Genomic DNA, 25,008 nt, shown 5'->3' with positions numbered 1-25,008 from the left:
GCTCCACCCTTTTGTGTCGGATGGAGCTCTTTTTATCAATTAAAATATACTATTTTAATTTTTTAATCGCTTTTTGCGCTCGTTTTATTGCCATTTCTATCTTATAATCCAACCATTTCTTTTTAAAAATCCTACGCATAGCATCATCAAAATAACGGGTGATGAACAAATTGCGGGCACCAATTAACTTTTCAGAGAATGTATTTGCTAAAGCCCGAACTGAGATGGAATAACCTTCCGTATCATATTGGATATAATGCCACCACCCTGCCGGCATATATAACGTATCTCCAGGATTTATAACCGCTTCATAGCCTTTTATAAATTGTAATCCAGGATATTCAGCTTCAGTACTGTATTTAGGATTGGCTATACTATGAAAATTATAGGGTAATTTGTACAATAAATCAGATTGATCATTTGGAAATAACCAGATCCGCTTAGATCCTTGAAACTGGGAAATAAACACATGTGACATATCAATATCAAAGTGATTTCTTGTTGACGACCCTTCTCCACCAAAAAATAAGTAAGGTAACCATTGAATCACTTTACCCCCGGTCACATCGTTATAAATAACATCCTTTTTTAGTTCTGGTCTAATCTTCAGCAGATTAAAAAGGAACAACCGTAGCTCGGTAGGTTCTGCACTTATTTTATCTAAGTATTCTGCCAAAGTCATTTTCCCAACAGGAGGACTTGCAGCATGATTTTGAGAATTTTCTTCACGCCCATACACATCTACTTGCTCTTGACCTGCAATTTCCTTGAAATAATCGTAACTCCATTTATCCCAACATGCACTATCCTTACTTATAAAGTCTTTAATAATTACAGGCTGACCTTTTTTTAAGTAATCTTTTACAAATTCTTTTGGAGTTATTCCTGAGATACTATCAACTGGTTTTAATTTCACAAGCTATCTGTTTTTACAACTACTACAAACTTAAAAAAAATATTTCTACTTAAACTTATGCCATGATTAAAAACAATCACTCCTGCTAAAGTACTAATTTAGCTCACAAGTTAGTAGAAATATTCTAAATAACTAAATGACACTTGTCATTTAATTTTATATTATCATCTTAATATTACTGAATAAAAACATATAGAGAAGTACAAATAACTTTTCAGTATTCAATCAAACTTCGTCTTAAGCCTTATTTCGATCATCATCTCAAATTGAGATAATAATATTTTTATTTATTTACCATTTTTATATATTCCTCAACCGCCATTGTCATACTAGGTGCCTTTGGTGTTGGTGCAGGAATATCTAAAACTAAGCCATGCTCAAGTAATGCTTGTTGTGTGCTTCCACCAAATGCAGCAATTCTGGTTTGATTTTGTTTAAAATCTGGAAAATTCTCATACAGAGATTGCACACTAGAAGGACTAAAGAATACGATTACATCATAAAAAACATCCTTCAGATCAGATAAATCACTTACCACTGTTTTAAAAAGAACAGCAGGTGTAAATTTATAGCCATTTTCTTTCAACCACTTACTTGTCTCTTCATTTGCGACATCTGAACAAGGAAATAAGAAATTTTCGTCTTTATGCTTCTTAAGAACGTCTTCTAAATCTTTAGCTGTTTGCTTTCCAAAGAAAATTTTACGCTTACGATACTGAATATACTTTTGAAGGTACAAAGCTATCGTTTCAGAAATACAGAAATATTTCAACTCAGAAGACACTTCAAAACGCATTTCTTCACAGACTCTAAAGAAATGATCTACAGCATTTCTGCTTGTAAAAATAACAGCCGTAAAATCAGCAAGATTAACTTTATCTTTTCTTACATCACGTGCTGGAACACCCTCTACGTGGATGAAACCTCTAAAATCAAGTTTTAAATTATACTTCAGTGCTAATGCAGCATATGGTGACTTATCATTTTCAGGCTTTGGCAAGGTTACCAATATACTTTTTACCTTTTTCGCTCTTTCTACGTCGGAAGTTTGCATATTATCATTTAATTAGCTTAGTAGTCGCACCAATATTAAAATAGGTGCTATTTCTAGGCAACAAAGATACAAAATTAAATAAAAAACTGAAAACTGCTGTTGAGAGACAACATTTAGCGCTGTCCGTAAAAAACGATAAGAAAACAGCAGTATACCGATGATTACCGTGAAACTGAAGATATAAGACAGATATTCTAAAGGTACAAGACTTACTACAAGCACTACTGGCAGTAAAAATAACAATGAATTAAAGTAAATTAAATATAAGATTGTAACATATTCTTTCACTAATCGCTGTATTTCAAAAACAAACGCTATAAACCTTATAAATCCTATTTTTAAAGCAAATATTATTGCTATGATCGCTGATATTTTTAAATAATTGGTAAAAGATAAGAAGTCAAATCGTTGTAGGATGTATGCATAAAATATACAGACAAATAAGCTTAGTGCTAAAGAAAACAGTAGGTACAAAAAGATAAACGGCCAAGAGGTTAATATGGTATCTTCTTTACTTACTTGTACAATAATTCGTTCATTAAAATATGCAGATACAATTAATTTTACATCTGAAGAGAAGAAAAACCGAACTATTGCAAATGCTAAAAAAAGAAATAGACTTGTAAATAATACCCACCTTTTCCGTTCATATTTTAATATGCCAACATGTACTTTATCTTTACCTTTTAGATCACTTGTTTTAAAATATTGTGTAACAGCATATGAGTTCAAATTATGAAGAATAATTTCATCGCCAACAATTTCTACGATATGATAGGGCCGTATTAAAGATGGATGGAGCAATTCCTGTCCTTTTGGAACTTGTTTCACAGCCAAAGTATCTGAGATCGCTACAGAATCAATGGAAATCTTGCTTATCGAATCAACAGTCTCCTGTCCTTTTGCATTATGGGCAAAAGATAAAAAAATGAAAAAAATAAACTGAATAATGTAGCTTAACTTCACCTGCATCGCTTTGAAACTCTTTAGAGTTGTAAAGTTATGATAAAAATTGGCTTAGAAAAAAAACATTACAAACGCTTTTCTTAACTTCAACCAAAATTAAAAACGAACAGATGTCAACAACAAGATGTTTATGGTGCGGGAACGACCCGCTGTATATGGAGTATCATGATTTGGAATGGGGTAAACAGGTTAAGGATGACAAAACCCTTTTTGAATTTATGATTTTGGAATCTGCGCAAGCTGGATTAAGCTGGATTACCATATTGAAAAGAAGGCCCCAATACAAGGAGGCATTCGCAGATTTTGATGTACAAGCTGTGGCAAAGTTCACTCCTGAAGATGTAGAGCAAATTTTAACAAATACGGGAGTTGTCCGCCATCGTCGGAAAATTGAAACATCAATAACAAACGCCCAAATTTTTATCAAAATTCAAGAGGAGTTTGGTAGCTTCTATGAATATCTCTATCAATTTATGCCCAATCGGGAGCGGATTGAAAACAACATCCTAACACAAAAGGACACCGCAGTTACGTCCTTAGAATCTGATTTAATTTCTAAAGACCTAAAAAAAAGAGGTGTTAAGTTTTTTGGATCTACCATTTGCTATGCCTATATGCAGGCTGTAGGGATGGTCAACGATCACCTTAATTCTTGTACTTTCAGAAACTAAATAACAATATTTTTATAAATATGTGGGATATTTCGTCCCAAACCATTGTAATCCATACCGTAGCCAACAACAAACTCTTTTTCAATCTCAAAGCCTACATACTGAATGTTTTCAAAATCATTTTGTAAACATTCAGGCTTTAACAATAGCGTACATACCACTACGCTGGATGGTGACTGCTTTTCGATGGAGGCTATGGTATGCATTAATGAATTACCTGACTCTACTATATCCTCTACAATAATAACATCCCTTCCTTTAAGATCTATACCCAAACCTATAAGCTCACTCATTTCCCCCTGGCTGGTACCCTGATAAGAAGATAGTTTTACAAAAGACATTTCACAAGGAATTACAACCTGCTTCAAAAGGTCGCTCATAAACATGAAACAGCCATTTAAGACACCAATAAATACTGGATTTTTATCTTCATAACGATGATTAATATCAACGCCAATCAAACGTATCCGTTTTTGAATCTGATTTTCATCAATCATCAATTCAAAGTGCAATTCATCTATCTGTATCTGTTTCATTTATTTTTCTTCTTTATTTCGCCCTAATAATTTATCAAAAAGAGATCGCTTGTGGGCTTCCGTTGTCTCATCTAAGTTTAGAAAATTATCTTCTCCCTCTTCTAGATCCAATGTATCTGTTTGTACTGAATCAACAAATGCAGGTCTTGCCGATCGAAGATGTGGCACCAACTCGACTTGATAAAAACCATAATTAGACACCGTAGAGTCTACTCCAATCTGCTTTGTCTTAACCATGATGTTGCCATAGGTATTAAAATAGCGGATCATATTTGACTTCAGATGGCCTGTCCAGTCAAAAGAATATAAACCCGTCTTAGGTCGAGGTACAATACTAGACAAAAAGATACTTTCACCCAAATTTAAATCTGCAGGTTTTTTACCAAAGTAATAACGAGATGCTTCTGTAATACCATAAACATTATTCCCCCACTCTATGACATTCAAATACACTTCATAAAGTCGTTTCTTACTGACTTGTTTAGAAGACTCCATCAACCAGACTAAAATAATCTCTTCTACCTTTCTTACTACCGTTTTATTACGGTTCAAAAACACGTTTTTTACAAGTTGCATCGAAATTGTACTTGCTCCACGTTTAAATTTTTTCTCCTTTAAATTTGTAGCAATTGATAAACGAAAAGCCTCTTCTTGAAAACCGTTATGAGAAAAAAAGAATGGATCTTCCGTATTGATTAAGGATATCTGCATATACCTTGAAATCTGATCTAAAGGTGTAAAATCTTTATTCTGAGGGCCAAGTACTATCGTTCTCATGGGTTCTCCTTTCTCATAGGCAATGTAGGTAAATGCTGTATTTAATTCTTGAATATTAGCATTACCCCATTTTTCTATTTTTAAATCTTTATCATCCATTTTAGATGTAAAGATCACTTCATTCGGTTTCTTAAAGTTCAATGAAAAATTTAAATCATATTGCATATGTCCGGAAACACGTATACCTTCTAAAGAATGAAATAACCCTTGAGGCATAGCATCAAAAAACTTTTGAGCCTCAATTCGATCGGTATGAATGGCTAGTTCTAATTGTTTATCAGGCTTATGTACATATTTTACATAAGGACTAAATTCAAACTCTTTAACCTTAACCTTACTTTCCTTATCAATTTCAACAGATGTTTTTCCAATATTAAGAATACCACTCATTAAACCTTCAGGAAAAAGAACATCTTTATCTGAAATACGCCAATGATTCAATTTCAAATTCTCAAACCCCCATTCACCAGATAGCGACAATAACTCTTTATTTTTACGATCGACCTTATTTAAACGAAATGTCAACGCATCAAAACTTGCTCTTAAACCAAATTTTCGTCGTAACAATGGTAGCTCTACATCTTTTGCATCAGAAAACAACCGGAGATACATTTCCTTCCCATCAGGATTGACTGTGCCCTCTAGATTCCAAACAGCTTCATGATCATTCAACAGGAATTTTGTTTTAAGATCTCCACCTGAGATTTCTGCCTCAGGAATTGAGATACGCTGTGAAGTGCTATCATCCTGATAGGATATTTCGAAATTCTGTAAATCCATATCCTTTGGAATTTTAAAGAATACGCTCTTTAGCATACGATCGGCCAGTTCTGCAAAATTAGTTTCAGCTTTATCATTAGCTGTGCTATCTCTATTTTTTTTCTTGAATAGGAAATCGTAATTACTTGTCGAATCTTTCTTAATCAAAGTGACCGCACTATTGTTCATTAAGATCTGACCTAATTTGACATCACCGAATAGTAATGGAAATATTCGAATAGATACAGTCAGATCCTGAATATGGGCCAATTGCTCTTTACCTTTAGGTTGCAAAATAATATTCTGAAACTGAACAGCTGATAGGCCTTTAAAAGAATAATATTGGATTTTAAGGTCCAAGTCATACTTGGTCGCAAGTTTTTCTTTTGCCTTGTTGATTGCAGACAACAAGATACCGTCTCTTTTTTGATATGCGAATACACCTCCTGCTACTATAAATATAGAAATAACTCCTAATACAATGTACAAGATTCGCATTTTCTTGGAGCGAAGAAGGGTCTTAAGATTATTGGACATATTATAACAACGTATCACACTCGATTTTGAATACTCAAATGTAAAAATTAAATCTTAATATCATTAAAAACATCTTTATGACAAGTTTTAATTTATCATTCAGTAAATTTGTAGTTTAATATACATGCATCCATATATCAGATGATAACCAAAGAACAAGTACTAGAAGCATTATCATATGTCGAAGAGCCAGATTTGAAAAAAGATTTGGTTACGCTCAATATGATTCAGAATATTGTGATTGAAGATCAAAAAGTATCTTTCGAAGTTGTTTTAACAACTCCAGCATGCCCACTTAAGGATCATATAGAACATGCTTGTCGCAATGCTATTGCGCATTTTATTGACAAGAATATTGTAGTAGATGTTCACATGACCTCACGTGTCTTAGGTAAAGAAGGAAATCAACTTTTAGGAATTAAAAACATCATCCTTGTTTCTTCGGGAAAAGGTGGTGTGGGTAAATCGACTGTTGCTGCAAACCTAGCCTTATCATTACATGCTAAAGGTGCAAAAACAGGACTTTTAGATGCCGATATCTATGGCCCTTCCCTTCCAATTATGTTTGGCTTAGAAGGTGAAAAACCTCAATCTGTACAACATGAAGATGGTACTGTTAAAATACAGCCTATAGAAAAGTTTGGTATCAAATTGTTATCGATCGGATTTTTCACCGATCCAAATCAGCCTATTCCATGGAGAGGTCCAATGGCAACATCGGCTATCAAACAATTATTGAATGACACTGATTGGGGTGATTTAGATTATTTAGTGATCGATATGCCACCAGGAACCGGAGATATCCATATCACTGTTGCCCAAAACTATCCTATTGCAGGTGCAGTCATTGTAACGACACCACAGCATGTAGCACTAGCTGATGCTATTAAAGGTATGGGAATGTTTCTAATGGACTCTATCAATATCCCATTGCTGGGTATCGTGGAGAACATGGCGTACTTCACACCAGCAGAATTACCTGAAAACAAATATTACATATTTGGTAAAGGTGGAGGAACAAGGCTAGCAGAAGAATACAAAATACCTTTCTTAGGGGAGATTCCTTTATTAAAGGGGATTTCTGATGCCGGAGATAACGGTTTTCCAATCGCTATTGATGAAGAAGATCCAACAACCAAAGCATTTATAGCAATCGCTGAAAAAGTAGCACAACAGTTGTCTATTATACAAGCTGTTAGATAGCAACGTATATCGTATAAAAAGAAAAGGCCCTAATAAAGAATTAGGGCCTTTTCTTTTGTGTTGTAAATGACGATAAACTTATTCCATCATTAAATATGGAAGCTACTGCTTCGACATAGTATTATTTTAAGTTAAGGACAACTGGACAGTGATCAGAATGTACCGCCTGATTTAATATTGTAGCCGATTCGATTCGATCTGCTAAAGCATTTGATACCATATTATAGTCAATACGCCAACCTAAATTTCTAGCACGTGCTCCTGCGCGATAACTCCACCAGCTGTAGTGATGCGGATCTGGATTTAAGTGACGGAAAGAGTCAATATATCCTGAGTTTATAAAATTTTCCATCCATTCCCTTTCCTCTGGTAAAAAACCTGAAGAGTTAGCATTTGATTTCGGATTATGAATATCAATAGGACGGTGACAGATATTATAATCACCACATACAATTAAATTAGGCTTTTCCTGTAGTAACTGATTCGAATAATCCTGAAAATCTGCAAGAAACCGATACTTAAAATCTTGTCGGATATCTCCCGTGGTGCCTGAAGGAAAATAAGTACTCATGATGGACAAATCATCAAAATCTGCACGAATAATTCGTCCCTCAAAGTCATAATCCTCATGTCCACATCCATACTCAACATGTTTTGGTGTTATTCTAGTAAATATAGCGGTACCGCTATATCCTTTTTTCTGAGCAGGGTACCAATAATGTTCATAACCGAGCTGTTCCAGCAATGCTATTTCAGGAATTTGATCTGGAGTCGCTTTTATCTCCTGCAAACATATAACATCTGCATTTACTTCCTTTACCCAACCTAACCAATCTTTTTTTATGGCCGCTCGTAAACCATTGACGTTATAAGTAACTATTTTCACAGTAATCTTTTTTGAAGCTTAATAATTTTGAGAAGAAAATAAATCTGCAATCTTTGTAAAGAAACCGTTCTGAGGTTTTAAACCCTTTAATTCACGTTCCAAATTAATTGCTTCTCTTTTCGTTAATAATTTAACATACATACGCTCATCTGTTAAAGGACGATCATTTTTATCCGTTTTTACAGCGGCAATCGCGTCGATAACTTCCGTTCCATTGACCAGCTCTCCGAATACCGTATAATTTCCATCCAAATGCGGAGTACCACCCACGGTTGTATAAGTTGTGCGTTGTGCTTCAGTAAATTTTACGCCTTTCATTCGTAAAGTTTCTAAACTATCCAGACCTGCATTCGTAAATTTCTTGCCCTGTACGATGTAAAACTGTGACGCAGAGGAAGCTTTTGCCGGATTATCGTCACGTGCGGCACCAAGAGCACCTTTTTTATGAAATAATCCCGATTGTATTTCTGAAGGAATTGTATAACTTGGGCCACCATCACCTAACAGTTGTCCTGATTTGGCATTTTTTGAATCAGGATCTCCACCTTGAATCATAAAATTCTGTATAACACGATGAAACAATAAACTGTCGAAATAGTTTTCTTTCACCAATTTTATAAAATTATCCCGATGCTTAGGTGTTTCATTATACAATTTTAAAACAACTACTCCTTTATCTGTTTGAATACGTACATATTTAAACGCAGGCTTTGCGGCAAATACTACGATCGATAAAGCACAAAAAAATAAACTTAAAACAATTCTTTTCATTACGTTTTATTAAATTACATTTAGCTCTTGAAAATAATCAATGATCAATGATTTTATGATCAACTCTTGTTCAAGCAATGTATAATTAGGAATAGGCTTAATCAATTCCCAATGTGGCCATCCTTGTTCGTCCAACCCCTTAAGTTCATAAAAGCCCATTGCACTAAAAAGTCGGCAATTAGCTATATGCATCAACTCTTCTTTTTCTCTTTTTGAAAAAGTCTGCGGTCCTTTCCCTAATTCCTGGACACCTATCAGAAATAAAAACACTTTTAAATCTGGTAGATCCATATCAAATGACTGTGCAATCTCATGTTGCAAAATCACCCATTTCTTATTTACTTCTGATGCATTCATATAAAGACAATCTTAGATATAAAGACAAACTTAGATAAATTGTAATTTATATACTAATATATAAATGTGAATATGAAACATAATACATTCAGATTATCAATTTTACCTCAAGTAGATCTCAGCGCGAGATTAGCAAGATGTACCTATCTCCTGAAAATATGGGGTTCTAGACATTTCATGTTATTACTTCCACGCTTTGATTAATTCTTTACAACGAGCTTCGATCATCTTATAAACAGGTTCAAATAAGCTTTCATCAAAATAGGGATCGGGAACAATATCATTAACTAAAAATAAAGCAACTTTATCTTTTTCTTCTTTTGTTGATGCCTGTGCAACGACATCCTTATAATTTTGGTGATCCATTACCAAAATATGATCATAGATTTCAAATAAACGAGGATTAAAATGCATTGCCTTTTGTTGTGAAATATCTACTGCATATTTTTTAGCCACAGCGATAGATCTACGGTCTGGGCTTTCACCAATATGCCAGTCTCCTGTTCCAGCAGATTCAATTGTCCAATCTAAACCTTCTTCCTTTGCCATATGGCTCAGAATACCATGTGCCAATGGTGAGCGACAAATATTTCCTAAACAAACCATTAAAATTTTCATGCCTTAAAAATAATGATAATATTGCTATTATAAGTGGTATATATAAACTAAAAAAAGGTGATTTCGATTCCGAAACCACCTTTCCATAACCAACCTAAAATCTAATTAATATTCAATAGGAACATTAATAATAACAGTACTTCCACGCTCAGGAACTCCTTTTAAGCTTACAATATTACGTTTTGTTTTACCTAATGCCGCTTCAATTTCGTCAACATTATTAACTGGAACCCCATTCACCTCTGTTATCACTAATCCTCTTTCTACTCCAAAGTATTCAAATACACCACCTTTATTTATTTGCGTCACTACAACACCTGAGTTAATTCCTAATTCTTTTTTCTTCTCACTAGAAGCAGGCATGAAGCTAGCACCTAACTTATTATAAATTTCGGTAGCACTTTTACTTGATTTATCACCAGCTGCAGCTTTATTAATTTCTTCGCCTTTTAAAGTTACCGTCACCTCTTTCTCTTTTCCATCGCGCTTAAACGTTAATTTAACTTTATCTCCAGGACGTAATCTACCGATTGTTTCTTGTAGAACTGGCGAAGAAGTAATCACTTTACCATTAATTTTCGTAATCAAATCTGCTTTCTGAATTCCTGCAGCTTCAGCAGCTCCACCTTTAACGATATCTTGAACATACAGACCATTCACATCTGTAAATCCTTTTTCTTTCGCTAACTCTGGTGTAATTTCAGTAAAGGTAATACCAATGTATCCACGCTTAACATTTCCAAACTCAATAAAATCGTCAACAATTTTTTTAACTAAATTAACTGGTATTGCAAAACCATATCCAGCATAAACCCCTGTTGGTGATGCTATTGCTGAATTAATACCGATTAACTCACCCTGTGCATTAACCAATGCTCCCCCGCTATTACCTCTATTAATAACGGCATCTGTCTGGATAAAAGACTCAATTGAAGAATTCACAGGAGGTTGGTCCTGATTGCCATATCCTCTTGGTTGTTGTTGACTTTCACCTAAGATCCCAATCTGACGACCTTTAGCACTCACTATACCTGCAGTTACTGTAGACTGTAATCCCAGTGGATATCCTACCGCTAAAACCCATTCTCCGATATTGACATTATCCGAGTTCCCTAGCTTCACGACAGGCAAACCTTTACCCGTCACTTTAAGAAGGGCCAAATCCGTATTTGGATCGCGACCTATTACTTTTGCTTCAAAGGAACGTTTATCTGTCAAGACAACCTCAATCTTATCGGCGTCCTCCACAACGTGATTATTTGTTACAATATAACCATCCTCTGTTATTATTACTCCAGAACCTGACGCTTGGACAGGTTGTGCCTGTCTCTGTTGACGACCACGGCCCTGCGGTGTTCCAAAAAACTCTTCAAACATGTCGAAAGGAGAACCCGATCCACCACCTTGAGGCGCTTGTCTCGTATATGTTGTTTTAATATGAACTACCCCCGGAGACACAACAGCAGCAGCTTGTGTAAAATCAGGATTTCCTGTTGAGGACATCACTCCAGTTGGATTGTTCGCAAAATATACTTTCTGTTTGTCTTCGATAGACATTCCTTCAAACTTTTTATTTTCAAAAAGCTTATAACCCCCAAGGGCTACGGCTCCACCGAAGACTGCTGTTAATAAAGTTAAACTTACTTTGTTCATAAACTATAGCTTCTAAATTTTTTATTAAATATGATATACTTCAAATTGATATTTATCCCGAAAATTTATTCTACATAAATATAACAGATACTTTTCAAATCTAGTACCATTTCAATATTCTCTGCAAATTAGACACGTTAAAAAATGTTAATTAAAGACTATAAAAGACTATTTTAACAAAACTTAACTTTCCCTATGTTATCTGTAACAGAAAAGTTAATTTTGCTAGATACAATCACTCAAATGGAATCAAAAATTAAATTTTCAAAATACCAAGGCGCCGGCAATGATTTTATTCTAATAGATAATAGAAAGCTTCATTTCGACAGTAAGAATGAGGGTTTGATACAAAAGCTTTGTGACCGAAGATTTGGTATCGGTGCAGATGGCCTGATGTTATTGCAAGAAAAAGAAAACTTTGATTTTGAGATGATTTATTACAATTCGGATGGACGAGAAGGAACTATGTGTGGCAATGGGGGCCGGTGTATTGTTGCATTTGCAAGAGATCTCAAATTAATATCTGATAAAACTGACTTTTTGGCAGTAGACGGAAGTCATCATGCCAATTTAGAAAATAATTTGATTGACCTGCAGATGATTGATGTACAAGAAATAAGCCGTGATGGAGAGGCATACGTCATCAATACAGGCTCCCCTCACTATATTAAGTTTATGCATAATCTGGTTGATTTAGATGTTTTCAAGGCAGGTTATGAGATTCGAAACAATGAAATCTACAAAACAGAGGGTATCAACGTCAATTTTATCGAAAAAGAAGGCGACTCCGGATATTTCTTACGTACATTTGAACGAGGTGTTGAAGATGAAACATTTGCTTGTGGCACCGGAGCAACTGCAGCAGCGATGACTATAGCTCTCCACGAAAATCTAAATGGACAAATAACAATACCTATCCGTGTATTAGGAGGTCAATTGTATATTTCCTTTCTTAAAGACGGAACTTCCTTTACAGAAGTTTACCTGAAGGGCCCTGCCACATTTGTTTTCGAAGGAATGATTTAATTCCCCATCTTTGACTGACCAAAAAATTTATTAAAAAGTCAAATATTACTTGATGAACATAAACAAAATCCACGTTTATGTTCATTGAGCATAAATTTATTAACAAATTTTAGCCACATCATATAGATTAATCTGTATATTAGAAACCTTTTTAGAGGTACGAATATATTAATGCAACAAACAAAGTTATCTTCATCACACCGAATTGTTTATTCAATCTGCGAACATCCTTACTTGGGCTATTTAATAGAACCACATGTGGTTAAGTTAAATCCAAATGGGACATATTCACTTCGATATCAACGCGTATTTAGCAATACAGTCAATGAATATGCGCAAGCGGTCGATGAATTGGATTATAAATTAATCCGATTATTAGATGAAATTGAGCAAACAAGCCTTATTAAAAAGTTCCATAAAAAAGCAATAAGACCCGTAGACTTTTTTTCAAAAGTATTTGATAAAAATCTGTATGAATTATTAAGAACAAAAATTGATCAGGTATTGTTACAATTCTTTGCCCTTGTTGGAGAGAAGCCTATATTCCTCATGAGCAAAGATGGTTATCCTGCAGATCAAAAACTATTGATTGCTCCTCAACCCGCTTCCGTACTTTTCCATTTTAGAAGAAATGAAGAGGAAACCCGCTATTTTCCAACGATTAAATATGAAGACCATCGTATGGAATTCATGTTTAAGAACGCACAAGTCATTGTCAATGAACAAGCTTGGCTACTTTTAAACAATACCCTATTCCACTTCGACCAACAATTAGAGGGGAAAAAACTCAGCCCTTTTTTAAATAAAAGATTCATATCTGTATCCAGAAGTACCGAGAAAAAATATTTTGAAACTTTTGTTTGTAGCTTAATAGAGAAATATAATGTATATGCTGAAGGCTTTGAGATCAAAACCCATCAACATAATGCCAACCCAATATTAAAATTAATCTATCATGAGGAAGGTGATTCGCATGTTGAATTGCAGTTTCAATATGGGCCTTATATCTTTTCGTCTGGAAAAGACAATAAGGTCAATGTTCGTATGGAATATGATGAGGAAAATGATCTGTATACTTTCCATCGTATAAAAAGATCGATTATTTGGGAAGAAAATCAGGCAAAGATCATTACTGAGCTTGGTTTAGAAAAACTATATCCCCACTCTAATGATTTACTGCCAAAAGAAATACTTGGAAAACGGCCTTCTATTTTTGATTGGATAAGTCAAAATGATTTGGTATTGCGGGAAAAAGGGTTTGAAATCATTCAGGATGTAGCCGAAAAGAAATTCTTCATCGGCCAAACTTCCATTGATATATCCATCAATGAGGATAACGACTGGTTTGATATCAAAGCGATCGCAAAATTTGGTCCTTTTGAAATTCCTTTTATTCAATTGCGTCATCATATTCTTCATAACATTAAAGAATTTACTTTACCCAATGGAGAGATCGCGATGATACCTGAAGAGTGGTTTGCACAATACAATCACTTATTTCAATTCTCTAGGGATAAGAATGAATTAAAATTAAATAAAATTCATCTAGGCTTGCTGTATGAAATCAGTGAACATACAGAACTTACCTTTAGTCGAAAATTAAAAAAATTAGCTGATTTCGAAGAAATCGCTGATGCACCATTACCTAAAAATTTTCATGGTCAACTCCGACCTTATCAAAGGGCTGGCTACAATTGGTTCAATTTCTTACAGCAATATAAATTTGGAGGATGCTTGGCAGATGATATGGGTCTTGGTAAAACTATTCAAACATTAGCCCTACTGCAACATCAAAAAGAAATATTAATAGCAGACCATGCTGTCAAAACATCTTTACTAATATTGCCAACCTCATTAATTTACAATTGGCAAAATGAGGCTACTAAATTTGCTCCTGATCTTAAGATTTATCTGCATACGGGAAATAATAGATTAAAAGACCCACAGTTGCTTTCTCCGTATGATCTGGTCATTACTACATATGGTATCACTCGTATTGATGAGGAATTTTTAAATCAGTTTTACTTCAACTATATCATTCTTGATGAAAGTCAAAACATTAAAAATCCAACATCAAAATCATTTAAAGCGATCAAAAGTCTAAAAAGTCAACATAAATTAGCATTAAGCGGAACACCCGTAGAAAATTCAGTTTCTGATTTATGGACACAGATGCATTTTACAAATCCAGGCCTCTTGGGTAGTTATACTTATTTTCAAAAAGAATTTGTTCAACCAATCGAAAAGAAAAAGGATGAAGAAAAAGCAAAAAGACTTCAAACTATAGTTAAACCGTTCATTTTACGCAGAACTAAAGATCAAGTAGCAACGGAATTACCTCCAAAAACGGAACAGGTCCTTTACTGCGAAATGTCAGAGAAACAGCATGAACTGTATGAAAAGGTTAAATCGGAATATCGTAATGCCATTTTAGACAATCAGCTCGCAGGAAAAGCAAAATCAAATCAGATCGCATTATTACAAGGATTGATTAAATTGAGACAACTTGCCAACCACCCGAAAATGGTTGATCAGGAATACACAGGCAATTCGGGTAAATTCGATACTGTCATTGAAACACTTGAAAAAGTACTTCAAAATGGTAATAAAGTATTGATTTTCTCTCAATTCGTCAAGCAGTTGAATATTTTCAGAAGCTATTTTGACAAAAAAAGTATTAATTATGCCTACTTGGATGGAAGCACAAAAAATAGGGACGAAGCTGTTAGTCAATTTAGAGAAGATAAAGACACCAAGCTGTTTTTAATATCCATCAAAGCCGGCGGTGTAGGCCTAAACCTTATTGAAGCGGACTATGTATTTATTTTAGATCCATGGTGGAATCCTGCTGTGGAGCAACAAGCTGTTGATAGATCTCACCGTATTGGACAAACAAAAAATGTCTTTATATACAAATTCATCTCAAAAGATACTGTCGAAGAGAAAATACTTGCAATGCAAAACAGGAAGCGTTCCATTGCTCAAAGTTTAATTACCACTGAAGAAAGTTTTATCAAATCACTCTCTTCAGAAGATATTCAAGAGCTACTGGGTTAGTTGCTCAAAAAAAGCCCCCCATACAACGCATGGGGGGCTTATCATATATATCAGTGCTCTTATTCAGCTGTAAAAGCTACTAAAGCTTTATTAACACGAGCTATTACTTCTTCTTGTCCTAATAATGAAACGATTTGGAACACATCTGGACCAAATTTACCTCCCACTAACATAATACGGAAAGGCATCATCAATTCACCCATTTTCATGCCTGACTCCTGAATAGCACCTTTAAAGTACGCTTCCAATGCTGAAGCATCCCAAGACTCAAATTCACCAAATTCGCTATTAACTTTCTGAAAGAAATCCGTTTTCTCAGCAGACCATTTAGGTTTAACAGCAGCTAGGTCATAATTTTCTGGTTGTACAAAGAAGAATGATGCTTGTTCCCAAAAATCCGAAACAAAAGTCAAACGCTCTTTCACTGCACTTAAAACTTCAGTAACAAAATGATCGTCTACCTTTTGCACGTTATGCAATGTTAACAGGGCTTTAATCTGTGGCAATAAATCCTCGTTAGACGATTTTTTGATCCACTCATGGTTGAACCATTTCGCCTTTTCAAAATCAAATTTTGCTCCAGCTTTACTAATACGCTCTACCGAGAATTTTGCGATCAATTCATCTAAAGAAAACAATTCTTGTTCTGTGCCATCATTCCATCCCAGTACACCTAACATATTGACAAATGCTTCCGGCAAAAATCCCATTTCACGGAATCCCTGCGTTACAGTCTCTGATTGTGCATCTTTCCAATTCATAGCATACACAGGAAAACCTAATCGGTCACCATCACGCTTACTCAATTTACCATTACCATCGGGCTTCAATATTAATGGTAAATGTGCCCATTTTGGCATTTCATCATTCCATCCTAAATATTCCCATAATAAAACATGTACAGGAGCAGAAGGTAACCATTCTTCCCCTCGGAAAACGTGAGAAATCTCCATTGCTTTGTCATCGACGACAACAGCTAAGTGATAAGTAGGCATTCCATCAGCTTTTAACAAAACCTTATCATCAATAAGATTAGTATCAAAACTTACTTGTCCACGAATCATATCATTAAAAGAAACGGTTTCATCTGTTGGTACTTTGATACGAACCGTATGGGGTGTACCTGCGGCTAATAGTTCTGCTGTTTCTTCTTGTGATAAACTTAATGAATTTCTAAGTTTCAATCTATTTTCATGGCTGTAACGGAAATTCGGTTGTTCTTTTCGTTGTTCATCCAATTCAGCCGAAGTATCAAATGCATAATAAGCATATCCCTTTTCTATCAATTGTTCCGCAAATTGGCGATAAGAAGGTTTTCGTTCACTTTGACGATAGGGTCCAAAATCGCCACCTTTAAGAGGGCTTTCATCTGGTGTTAAGCCACACCAAGCTAAACATTCATTAATATATTCTTCTGCACCAGCAACAAATCGTGTCTGATCGGTATCTTCAACACGCAAAATAAAATCTCCTTGATGTTTACGCGCGTACAAATAATTAAATAAAGCTGTACGAACTCCTCCAAGGTGCAATCCACCTGTAGGACTTGGTGCAAAACGCACTCTTACTTTTCTTTCAGAACTCATGACACAAAATTACCACAAAATTTTCATTTCAATGAAACTATAGCACTGATAACCACAATAAAATAATAAAACAGGGAGTTTATGAATAGATAAATGTTGCCGATAAAGGTAAATTTCATTTAATTACTTAATTTGCGGCAACAAGATTCCTGATCACTTATATGAATCCGTATCAATACAACCAACAACGTTGGAAATTTTTCTTGCTTATTTTCGCGGCCATCATCGCGGCAGCTTCGCTTTTGTACACAAATTACCTTGTTCGAAATTTATCAAAGGTAGAGCGAACAAAAGCAGAAGTATGGGCAATGAGTACAAAAAGTATTATGACCATGCCAGATGTTGACGATGAATTTATAACGTTCGTCTACTCGGTAAGAGATAGTCTAGCAGTTCCTGCAATCATTACCGATGAAAAGGATAATATTGTATTCTGGAGGGATTTAGATTCGACCAAAACCAACATTAAAACAACAGCAAAAGATAGCTCGAACCATCATTTGGATTACGATCCACATTACTTTGAGAAGCAACTCAATTTCATGAAGAAAAGCCATGCTCCTATTATTTTAAATTTAGACAATGGAGCAAAATGGATGGTATATTACAAAGACTCCTGGTTTCTACAACAACTTCGTGTGTTTCCTTATATTCAGTTATCATTAATCGCTATCTTTCTAATTATTGGATATACCGTCTTTAATTCTATTCGAAAATCAGAACAGAATTTAGTCTGGGTAGGTTTGACTAAGGAAGCTGCTCATCAGCTCGGCACACCGATTTCTTCATTAATGGGATGGGTTGAGCTTATTAAATTAAAGTTCGATGCAGAAGATGACGAAACTTTAAATGAGATGGAAAATGACATTAAACGTTTAGAAATCGTCGCCGATCGCTTTTCCAAAATTGGTTCAACACCTGTTCTTCACAATGCGAATGTTTATGAGGTGATAGCCGCTTACATTCGTTACTTCAAAGTAAGAACAAGTGACAAGATTCTCTTCGAGCTCACGGGTGACAAACATGTTGAAGCGAAACTAAACATTCCCTTATTTGATTGGATTATTGAGAATCTTCTGAAAAACGCCGTTAACGCAATTGCATCAGAAGGAAAGATAACTGTTAAAATATCTGAAAATATTGCGAAAGAGGAAATTTTTATAGACATTAGTGATACAGGTAAAGGAATTCCCAGATCAAATTTTGAAACGGTATTTCAACCAGGTTTCACCACGCGCAAACGAGGGTGGGGATTGGGACTGAGTTTAACCAAAAGAATGGTACATTATCATCAAGGCCACATTTTTGTCAAAGACTCGGAAATAGGAAAAGGAACAACATTTAGAATAATATTAAAAAGTAATCTAACATATGAACCCACTGAAATCTGATGAATACCCAGCGGTGTATTCCACGTACATTGAGACCGTTGTCGGCGATGTCATGGAAGTACTGGAAGAACAAATTTTATCCTTTCCAGCGTTCCTAGATACTATACCTGAAGAAAAAGGCGATTACCGTTATGCTGAAGATAAATGGTCTATTAAAGAGGTTATAGGGCATATTTTGGATAATGAACGTATTATGGCTTACCGTGCCCTGCGCTTCTCTCGAAATGATATGAAAGAACTTTTGGGGTATGATCAAGAATACTTTATCCAAAACTCAAGATATAGCGAACGCACATTAGCCTCTCTAAGTAAAGAATTTGTACATCTTAGAAAAGCAAATATGTTTCTTTTCGAAAACTTCAATGAGGCAGAATTGGAGAGAAAAGGAATGGCGTCAGAAAGACTCACAAGTGTAAAAGCTTTATTATATGTGATTGCCGGACACCTAAATCATCACCGCATAATTATTCAAGAGCGTTATTTCAACTCAAACAATGTCCATGATTTGGTTTCAGAATTACAGCATTGAGCAGATAAACAGTATCCTCTCTCAATATATGACCGGTCTGCTCGAAATTAAAGCGACGGCAATCGATAGTCATTCTATTACTGCGACAATGCCCGTGAATGACAAAACCAGACAGCCGTTTGGAATCCTGCATGGCGGAGCATCTGTTGTACTAGCCGAATCAATAGGAAGTATCGCATCCAATCTGATTATTGATCCAGATATTTATAAAGGCGTGGGATTGGAGATTAATGCTAATCATTTGAGACCGGTTGCTACAGGATTAGTAACCGCAGTTTGTACAGCTGTACACATTGGCAAACAAACTCATATTTGGGATGTACGAATTGCAGATGAATCGGGTAACTTAAACTGTATTTCCAGATTGACAGTCGCTATTATACCAAAATAAAATTATTTTAAAACATTTGTTCTTATTACTTGTCTTAAATATAAATGAAGCCAACTGGATTGGTTTACAAATACGGTTTTTACAAGAAAGGAGTATTATACTAGGTATAATGCTCCTTTTTTCTAATGAAAATATTACGAAATAATCTCAAAAACCACTTCTTTTTATTTCCTATATTGAATTTATTTAATTAGTCTTGTAATGGAAAGCATGATTTTTTATTATAAACCAATATCAATCGATTGTGTAAGCACATCTTGAATAGAGACACTATAAAAATCATTATTTTCTAATTTTATAATCTAAAAAACAATTAATTGATACTAAAAAAATGAATTCTCAACCAAATTCAGGAAAAACAGCATTTCGCCCCATGGCTATGTGTTGTGCCTTATTCTTCATTTTAGGATTTGTCACTTGGGCAAATGGAACACTTATCCCATTCTTAAAGATTGCCTGTAATTTAGAAACAGATTTACAAGCCTTTTTTGTAACATTTGCTTCTTACATCGCTTACTTCTTTTTAGCAATCCCAAGTTCTTGGATTTTGAAAAAAATTGGTTTTAAAAATGGATTAGTTCTCAGCTTAATTTTACTTGGAGTTGGTTCTTTAATTTTCATTCCTGCTGCAGATGGTAGAAGCTATATTCTTTTCTTAACAGGAATTTTTGTTCAAGGTTCTGCAATGGCATTGCTACAAACTGCTGTTAACCCATATTTAAGTATCATTGGCCCTATTGACAGTGCTGCACAAAGAATATCTATTGCTGGCTTTTTCAATAAATCTGCAGGTATTATTGTTCCATTAATATTTGGTACATTATTCTTAAAAGATTCTTCTGCTATAACAGCTAAATTGGATGCCGCGGTAGATATGGAAGCTAAAAATGCCATTCTAGATTCTTTATTACAACGCGTACATACACCATACATTACGTTAGCTGTTATCTTCGTTTTATTTGCGATCGTTATTAAAATAACACATTTACCTGAGGTGGATGTAAATGCAGAAGAAGAACATACTGATGAGAATGGGGCAGTTATTCTTAAAGAGAAAAAAACAAGTGTATTCCAATTCCCACACCTATTCTTAGGCTCTTTAGCTATCTTTTTCTGTGTTGCTGTAGAAGTAATGGCTGGAGATATTATTGGTGTTTATGCAAGAGAATTAAATATCCATGGTGCATTAGTTACCTATGCGACAACATTCACATTAGGATGTATGCTTTTAGGTTACATTGTTGGTATTATTGCAATACCAAAATTTGTTTCCCAACAATTAGCATTACGAGTTTGTACTATTGTTGGTATTTTATTCACTGTTATTTCTGTATTTACAACTGGAATTACTTCATTCATTTTCGTTGCCCTTTTAGGTATTGCCAATTCTTTAATGTGGCCTGCTATTTTCCCACTAGGTATTAAAGGTCTAGGCCGTTTTACTAAAACAGGATCAGCTATCATGATTATGGGTATTGCCGGAGGAGCTATTTGGCCTCTAATTTATGGTTACTTAAAAGATAATTTACATGTTGACTTTCAACATGCATTTCTTTATGCTATGGTTCCTGCTTATCTGTATATCTTATACTTCGCAACAAAGGGCCACAGAGTCGGACAGAAATAAAAAATACTAATTACAATCAAATAGCGATTATTTTTAAGAAATAATCGCTATTTTCTTATCCACCTAAATATGAAAAAATCGTTTTATTGTTTACTATTTGGTCTATTCGTTTATGCACAACAGGGCTATTCCCAGAGAATAAATGAACTGAAAGATCCAAAAGCCCCTCAAACAACTGAAAAATGGGACAGTCTAAAAGAGAATAATAATTTTTCTTTTAGCACAGCTGATTATAGTTATTCCAAAACAAACCCGCCCACCCTAGAAACACTAAGTAAATCATGGATTACAAAAGCTTGGAGAGGTGAGAAAGTACATACACAATTAGTCTTTTGGAGTAACCAAAATCACGATAAAATTGAAGTGAATTCTTCACCGTTAAAAAATAGCAAAGGGCAGGAAATCGGAACAAAAGATATTACTACTGGGTATATTTCTTATGTGATGACAGACCTTCCTGGAGATTTAAAAAATGGTTGCGGTATCAGTAAAATACTAGATTCGGCTTTAGTTGCAGACCGTATCACCAATCAATCAAGTTTTGAATATGATAAAAATACCACCAGACCCCTCTGGTTAAGTATTCAAGTTCCTCGTGATGCAGCTCCTGGAATCTATAAAGGATCACTTACACTAAAAGGTACAAATTACAACACCACTATTCCTTATACAGTAGAGGTATTATCACATATACTTCCTGAAGCAAAAGATTGGGCTTATCATTTAGATCTATGGCAAAACCCCTACTCTATTGCTCGGCATCATAACGTCGAGCTATGGTCTCCTGCACACTTCAGTGCCATGAAACCATATTATGAAAGGTTACGCGATGCTGGTCAGAAAAATATCACTGCAAGTATCATCAACGATCCTTGGAATGGTCAAACGTATGATAAATACCAAGCTATGATCAAATGGACTAAAAAGAAGGACGGTTCTTGGTCATATGATTACAGTATTTTTGATAAATGGGTAAGTTTCATGCGTGAAATTGGAATTTCAGAATATATCAATTGTTATAGCATGATTCCATGGAATATGAATTTCCAATATTTTGATGAAAACACCGGAAAATATGAAATTTTAAAAATAAAAACTGATGATCCAAAATATAGAGCGCATTGGTTACCTCTTTTAAAAGATTTCGCAAAGCACCTTAAACAAAAAGGATACTTCGAATGGACAACCATTGCCATGGATGAAAGACCCCAGGAAGATATGAAACGTGCTATTGCTATTATCAAAGAAGCTGATCCCCAGTTCAAATCATCTCTTGCCGGTGGATATCATCCACAAATTTCGAATGAATTTGCAGATTATAGTATTACTCTAGGAGAAGATATGGCTCCAGATGTATTAAAAGCCCGTCAGGACAAAGGTTACAAAACCACTGTTTACACTTGCTGTTCAGAAATATTCCCGAACACTTTTACTAATTCTGGATATCAAGAAGCAACGTGGTTAGCGTGGCACAGTGTTCAAAGAGGTTTTGATGGTTATTTAAGATGGGCATTTGACTGCTGGAATTCAAATCCTAATCAAGATACACGTTATGGAACGTGGTTAGGTGGCGATACCTATTTTGTTTATCCTGATAATATGACTTCTATTCGTTTCGAAAAATTAGTTGAAGGGATTCAGGATGCTGAAAAAATAAGAATCTTGAAAAAAGAGTTAAAAGCATCTCAATTACAGAAATTAAATGATGCCATTGCTGGATTCACAAATAAAAACATCAATCAAAAAGCAATACCAAACCAAGTGAAAGAAGCACAAAAATTATTAAACAGTTTATAAAAATATAGAATATAAGAGCCGATAAAGATGATTTACCGGCTCTTATTATTAATAATCAAAATTCTTTATTCTGATTTTTTACGAGTAAATTAGGAAAAATTAAACGTTTCCAAAATGAAAAAATCTATTTTAACACTGTGCGCCGCGACGGTACTCACATTTAGTATCTCTACAACTTCTTTTGCTCAAGTAAAATTGCCGCAAGCAAGTAGTACGACTTCGATTACTCAAGGTTTAGGGATTAAAAACATAGCGCTTACATACCAAAGACCGAACATAAACGGTCGTGTTATCTTTGGTAATTTAGTTCCTTACAATGAAGTTTGGAGAACAGGTGCTAATAACCTTCCTATTATTAAATTTGAAGAAGAAGTTACAATAGAAGGAAATAAGGTTCCTGCAGGAACATATGGTATTTTAACTATCCCAACTAAAGGTGACTGGACAATCATATTAACAAAAAACAGTAATCAGTGGGGAGCCTATACCTACGATAAGAAAGATGATTTAGTTCGTTTTAATGTAAAATCCACAAAACTTTCTAATAAGGTAGAAACTTTTACCATGCAATTTGAAAATGTAGCAACTAATTCGGCTACACTATCATTAGCTTGGGAAAACACATACACGAAATTTACAATTAAAACCGATCAAACGAAGGAGATTTTAGCTAATATTGATCAAGCAATGAAAGGTGATAAAAAACCTTATCTACAAGCTGCACAATTTTATCTAAGTAATAATTTAGATCTTAATAAAGCATTAACATGGGCAAATGAGGCTGAAAAAGAAAATCCTGATGCACCATATGTTCGTTATTGGAAAGCTAAAATTCAATTAAAATCTGGCGATAAAAAAGGTGCAATTGCAACAGCTCAAAAAGGAGTAGAAATTGCACAAAAAGGGAATAATGCTGAGTACGTTAAATTAAATAACCAGGTGATCCAAGAAGCTGGTAAATAATAATATTATGCTATAAAAAACGCCACTTCGAAAAAAGTGGCGTTTTTTTATAATTCTTCTTTTAGCAATTCTGCGAGTTCCTCATGTGTAATATTCATATTGACATTGCCATCTTTTGCAAAAGATATTTCACCCGTTTCCTCTGATACAATAACAGCGACAGCATCAGATACCTCTGTCACCCCAATCGCGGCACGATGTCGTAAGCCAAATTGCAAAGGCAGATCTTCGCTATCTGATAAAGGTAAAATACAAGAAGCTGACATAATTTTAAAATCAACAACAACTACAGCTCCATCATGTAGGGGGCTATTTTTATTAAAAATACTTTCAATTAGGCGCTTTGAAATATGTGCATCAATGTATTCGCCGCTGCTTTGATAATATTCTTCATCAAAATATTTAGAAAAAACCAATAGCGCACCCGTACGGGATTTTGACATACTGCGACATGCTTCTATAATGGGTCTCATGTGTTCAGAATTATCTTTTGCAACGGTCCGTTTACTAACTAGGAAAGACCACAAGATCTTCTTTCGCTTCATCGAAATGTTTTTCCCTATATGTAACAGGAAACGCCGGATCTCCTGTTGAAATACAACAATCAAGGCAATAGAACCAACAGAGATAAAGCCCCCAAATATTTCCGTCAGCAAGCGCATATGCATCTGCTTAACAATTATATATATTCCGTAAAATAATGCGACACCAATTAATATATTAACAGCAATGGTCCCGCGTATCAAACTATACACATAGTAAATAATAATCGCTACTAAAATAATATCGATAACATCGAGCAACCGGAAACCTCTAAAAAGGCTGTAATCAAATCCTTCCATATAGATGCAAGTTAAAAAAAATCAATTTAAGAATCTGTTCTTTATCAAGCAAATTGTTGCTAATATGAGTAAGCATGCAAATTGTTTTGTATTTT

The 25,008-nt window shown here is 34.8% G+C and carries 22 protein-coding genes; 10 read left to right on the top strand and 12 right to left on the bottom strand.

Annotated features, from left to right (window positions below; translation table 11 throughout):
- Nucleotides 1-49: 49 nt before the first annotated feature.
- The 3 genes from JAZ75_RS09215 to JAZ75_RS09205 form a co-directional block, all read right to left on the bottom strand.
- Nucleotides 50-916 carry a cupin-like domain-containing protein gene (locus tag JAZ75_RS09215; RefSeq protein ID WP_132769327.1) on the bottom strand — a complete coding sequence of 289 codons (867 nt, stop codon included), beginning with the start codon at nucleotides 914-916 and terminating at the stop codon, nucleotides 50-52.
- A gap of 283 nt (nucleotides 917-1,199) precedes the next feature.
- Nucleotides 1,200-1,970, bottom strand: coding sequence for a uroporphyrinogen-III synthase (locus tag JAZ75_RS09210; RefSeq protein ID WP_021189409.1), 771 nt, complete (start codon nucleotides 1,968-1,970; stop codon nucleotides 1,200-1,202).
- A 12-nt stretch (nucleotides 1,971-1,982) separates the two neighbouring features.
- On the bottom strand, nucleotides 1,983-2,942 hold the full coding sequence (locus tag JAZ75_RS09205) for a DUF4271 domain-containing protein (RefSeq protein WP_021189410.1): 960 nt from the start codon (nucleotides 2,940-2,942) through the stop codon (nucleotides 1,983-1,985).
- 104 nt (nucleotides 2,943-3,046) lie between these two features.
- On the opposite strand from JAZ75_RS09205, the gene JAZ75_RS09200 reads away from it, so the two are divergent.
- Complete coding sequence (locus tag JAZ75_RS09200; protein ID WP_208701408.1) at nucleotides 3,047-3,607, top strand: DNA-3-methyladenine glycosylase I; 561 nt, start codon at nucleotides 3,047-3,049, stop codon at nucleotides 3,605-3,607.
- Here the strand turns inward: JAZ75_RS09200 and hpt are convergent.
- Both hpt and JAZ75_RS09190 read right to left on the bottom strand, forming a co-directional pair.
- A complete protein-coding gene (gene hpt / locus JAZ75_RS09195) occupies nucleotides 3,604-4,143 on the bottom strand; it encodes a hypoxanthine phosphoribosyltransferase (RefSeq protein ID WP_208701406.1) in 540 nt (179 codons plus the stop codon). The genes JAZ75_RS09200 and hpt overlap by 4 nt on opposite strands.
- The gene (locus tag JAZ75_RS09190) at nucleotides 4,144-6,177 is read right to left on the bottom strand and encodes a transglycosylase domain-containing protein (protein ID WP_232789396.1); all 2,034 of its coding nucleotides are present in this window, start codon (nucleotides 6,175-6,177) and stop codon (nucleotides 4,144-4,146) included.
- A gap of 180 nt (nucleotides 6,178-6,357) precedes the next feature.
- Here JAZ75_RS09190 and JAZ75_RS09185 point away from each other — a divergent pair, with 180 nt between their 5' ends.
- Entirely contained in the window at nucleotides 6,358-7,419 is a 1,062-nt protein-coding gene (locus tag JAZ75_RS09185; RefSeq protein ID WP_208701402.1) for an Mrp/NBP35 family ATP-binding protein, read from the top strand.
- Nucleotides 7,420-7,540: 121 nt separating this feature from the next.
- Here the strand turns inward: JAZ75_RS09185 and JAZ75_RS09180 are convergent, their stop codons facing one another.
- The 5 genes from JAZ75_RS09180 to JAZ75_RS09160 form a co-directional block, all read right to left on the bottom strand.
- Nucleotides 7,541-8,305: an exodeoxyribonuclease III gene (locus tag JAZ75_RS09180; RefSeq protein ID WP_132769335.1), complete on the bottom strand. Its 765-nt coding sequence runs from the start codon at nucleotides 8,303-8,305 to the stop codon at nucleotides 7,541-7,543.
- Nucleotides 8,306-8,323: 18 nt separating this feature from the next.
- Nucleotides 8,324-9,076, bottom strand: a complete 753-nt coding sequence (locus JAZ75_RS09175) for a peptidylprolyl isomerase (protein WP_132769337.1) — start codon at nucleotides 9,074-9,076, stop codon at nucleotides 8,324-8,326.
- A 9-nt stretch (nucleotides 9,077-9,085) separates the two neighbouring features.
- Entirely contained in the window at nucleotides 9,086-9,433 is a 348-nt protein-coding gene (locus tag JAZ75_RS09170; RefSeq protein WP_021188004.1) for a hypothetical protein, read from the bottom strand.
- A 183-nt stretch (nucleotides 9,434-9,616) separates the two neighbouring features.
- A complete protein-coding gene (locus tag JAZ75_RS09165) occupies nucleotides 9,617-10,051 on the bottom strand; it encodes a low molecular weight protein-tyrosine-phosphatase (RefSeq protein WP_208701401.1) in 435 nt (144 codons plus the stop codon).
- Nucleotides 10,052-10,156: 105 nt separating this feature from the next.
- A complete protein-coding gene (locus JAZ75_RS09160) occupies nucleotides 10,157-11,704 on the bottom strand; it encodes a Do family serine endopeptidase (RefSeq protein ID WP_208701399.1) in 1,548 nt (515 codons plus the stop codon).
- Nucleotides 11,705-11,947: 243 nt separating this feature from the next.
- Here JAZ75_RS09160 and dapF point away from each other — a divergent pair, with 243 nt between their 5' ends.
- Together dapF and JAZ75_RS09150 are read left to right on the top strand one after the other, a co-directional pair.
- Entirely contained in the window at nucleotides 11,948-12,730 is a 783-nt protein-coding gene (gene dapF, locus JAZ75_RS09155) for a diaminopimelate epimerase (RefSeq protein ID WP_132769343.1), read from the top strand.
- 171 nt (nucleotides 12,731-12,901) lie between these two features.
- The gene (locus JAZ75_RS09150) at nucleotides 12,902-15,787 is read left to right on the top strand and encodes a DEAD/DEAH box helicase (protein WP_208701397.1); all 2,886 of its coding nucleotides are present in this window, start codon (nucleotides 12,902-12,904) and stop codon (nucleotides 15,785-15,787) included.
- A 59-nt stretch (nucleotides 15,788-15,846) separates the two neighbouring features.
- On the opposite strand, the gene gltX is transcribed toward JAZ75_RS09150, so the two are convergent.
- On the bottom strand, nucleotides 15,847-17,373 hold the full coding sequence (gene gltX, locus JAZ75_RS09145) for a glutamate--tRNA ligase (protein WP_208701395.1): 1,527 nt from the start codon (nucleotides 17,371-17,373) through the stop codon (nucleotides 15,847-15,849).
- 161 nt (nucleotides 17,374-17,534) lie between these two features.
- On the opposite strand from gltX, the gene JAZ75_RS09140 reads away from it, so the two are divergent.
- The 6 genes from JAZ75_RS09140 to JAZ75_RS09115 all read left to right on the top strand — a co-directional run bounded on the left by JAZ75_RS09140 (nucleotide 17,535) and on the right by JAZ75_RS09115 (nucleotide 24,071).
- Nucleotides 17,535-18,764, top strand: coding sequence for a sensor histidine kinase (locus tag JAZ75_RS09140; protein ID WP_132769347.1), 1,230 nt, complete (start codon nucleotides 17,535-17,537; stop codon nucleotides 18,762-18,764).
- A complete protein-coding gene (locus JAZ75_RS09135) occupies nucleotides 18,745-19,293 on the top strand; it encodes a DinB family protein (RefSeq protein WP_132769349.1) in 549 nt (182 codons plus the stop codon). Before JAZ75_RS09140 ends, JAZ75_RS09135 begins: the two co-directional genes overlap by 20 nt.
- Nucleotides 19,265-19,684 (top strand): hotdog fold thioesterase, encoded by a 420-nt coding sequence (locus JAZ75_RS09130; protein WP_317192317.1) that lies wholly within the window; start codon nucleotides 19,265-19,267, stop codon nucleotides 19,682-19,684. The genes JAZ75_RS09135 and JAZ75_RS09130 overlap by 29 nt, the downstream gene beginning before the upstream one ends.
- A gap of 331 nt (nucleotides 19,685-20,015) precedes the next feature.
- Nucleotides 20,016-21,311, top strand: a complete 1,296-nt coding sequence (locus JAZ75_RS09125) for a sugar MFS transporter (RefSeq protein WP_021188012.1) — start codon at nucleotides 20,016-20,018, stop codon at nucleotides 21,309-21,311.
- A 69-nt stretch (nucleotides 21,312-21,380) separates the two neighbouring features.
- Nucleotides 21,381-23,108 (top strand): DUF4091 domain-containing protein, encoded by a 1,728-nt coding sequence (locus JAZ75_RS09120; protein ID WP_208701390.1) that lies wholly within the window; start codon nucleotides 21,381-21,383, stop codon nucleotides 23,106-23,108.
- Nucleotides 23,109-23,222: 114 nt separating this feature from the next.
- Nucleotides 23,223-24,071: a DUF2911 domain-containing protein gene (locus tag JAZ75_RS09115; RefSeq protein ID WP_208701388.1), complete on the top strand. Its 849-nt coding sequence runs from the start codon at nucleotides 23,223-23,225 to the stop codon at nucleotides 24,069-24,071.
- A 47-nt stretch (nucleotides 24,072-24,118) separates the two neighbouring features.
- On the opposite strand, the gene cdaA is transcribed toward JAZ75_RS09115, so the two are convergent.
- Complete coding sequence (gene cdaA / locus JAZ75_RS09110; RefSeq protein ID WP_021188015.1) at nucleotides 24,119-24,913, bottom strand: diadenylate cyclase CdaA; 795 nt, start codon at nucleotides 24,911-24,913, stop codon at nucleotides 24,119-24,121.
- Nucleotides 24,914-25,008: the final 95 nt, after the last annotated feature.

The sequence above is a fragment of the Sphingobacterium sp. UDSM-2020 genome (genome assembly GCF_016132525.1).
Lineage (GTDB): Bacteria > Bacteroidota > Bacteroidia > Sphingobacteriales > Sphingobacteriaceae > Sphingobacterium > Sphingobacterium anhuiense.
The sequence above is the reverse complement of the archived record's forward strand: the minus strand, read 5'-3'. Positions and strand labels throughout refer to the sequence as shown.

Bases quoted from the DNA above. Each gene is read 5' to 3' on its own strand.
- JAZ75_RS09160 (WP_208701399.1), bottom strand. From the start codon at position 11,704: ATGAACAAAGTAAGTTTAACTTTATTAACAGCAGTCTTCGGTGGAGCC.
- JAZ75_RS09205 (WP_021189410.1), bottom strand. From the start codon at position 2,942: ATGCAGGTGAAGTTAAGCTACATTATTCAGTTTATTTTTTTCATTTTT.
- JAZ75_RS09125 (WP_021188012.1), top strand. From the start codon at position 20,016: ATGAATTCTCAACCAAATTCAGGAAAAACAGCATTTCGCCCCATGGCT.
- JAZ75_RS09135 (WP_132769349.1), top strand. From the start codon at position 18,745: ATGAACCCACTGAAATCTGATGAATACCCAGCGGTGTATTCCACGTAC.
- cdaA (WP_021188015.1), bottom strand. From the start codon at position 24,913: ATGGAAGGATTTGATTACAGCCTTTTTAGAGGTTTCCGGTTGCTCGAT.
- JAZ75_RS09210 (WP_021189409.1), bottom strand. From the start codon at position 1,970: ATGCAAACTTCCGACGTAGAAAGAGCGAAAAAGGTAAAAAGTATATTG.
- JAZ75_RS09190 (WP_232789396.1), bottom strand. From the start codon at position 6,177: ATGCGAATCTTGTACATTGTATTAGGAGTTATTTCTATATTTATAGTA.
- JAZ75_RS09185 (WP_208701402.1), top strand. From the start codon at position 6,358: ATGATAACCAAAGAACAAGTACTAGAAGCATTATCATATGTCGAAGAG.
- JAZ75_RS09140 (WP_132769347.1), top strand. From the start codon at position 17,535: ATGAATCCGTATCAATACAACCAACAACGTTGGAAATTTTTCTTGCTT.
- JAZ75_RS09200 (WP_208701408.1), top strand. From the start codon at position 3,047: ATGTCAACAACAAGATGTTTATGGTGCGGGAACGACCCGCTGTATATG.
- JAZ75_RS09175 (WP_132769337.1), bottom strand. From the start codon at position 9,076: ATGAAAAGAATTGTTTTAAGTTTATTTTTTTGTGCTTTATCGATCGTA.
- JAZ75_RS09165 (WP_208701401.1), bottom strand. From the start codon at position 10,051: ATGAAAATTTTAATGGTTTGTTTAGGAAATATTTGTCGCTCACCATTG.
- hpt (WP_208701406.1), bottom strand. From the start codon at position 4,143: ATGAAACAGATACAGATAGATGAATTGCACTTTGAATTGATGATTGAT.
- JAZ75_RS09130 (WP_317192317.1), top strand. From the start codon at position 19,265: ATGATTTGGTTTCAGAATTACAGCATTGAGCAGATAAACAGTATCCTC.
- gltX (WP_208701395.1), bottom strand. From the start codon at position 17,373: ATGAGTTCTGAAAGAAAAGTAAGAGTGCGTTTTGCACCAAGTCCTACA.
- JAZ75_RS09150 (WP_208701397.1), top strand. From the start codon at position 12,902: ATGCAACAAACAAAGTTATCTTCATCACACCGAATTGTTTATTCAATC.
- dapF (WP_132769343.1), top strand. From the start codon at position 11,948: ATGGAATCAAAAATTAAATTTTCAAAATACCAAGGCGCCGGCAATGAT.
- JAZ75_RS09170 (WP_021188004.1), bottom strand. From the start codon at position 9,433: ATGAATGCATCAGAAGTAAATAAGAAATGGGTGATTTTGCAACATGAG.
- JAZ75_RS09120 (WP_208701390.1), top strand. From the start codon at position 21,381: ATGAAAAAATCGTTTTATTGTTTACTATTTGGTCTATTCGTTTATGCA.
- JAZ75_RS09115 (WP_208701388.1), top strand. From the start codon at position 23,223: ATGAAAAAATCTATTTTAACACTGTGCGCCGCGACGGTACTCACATTT.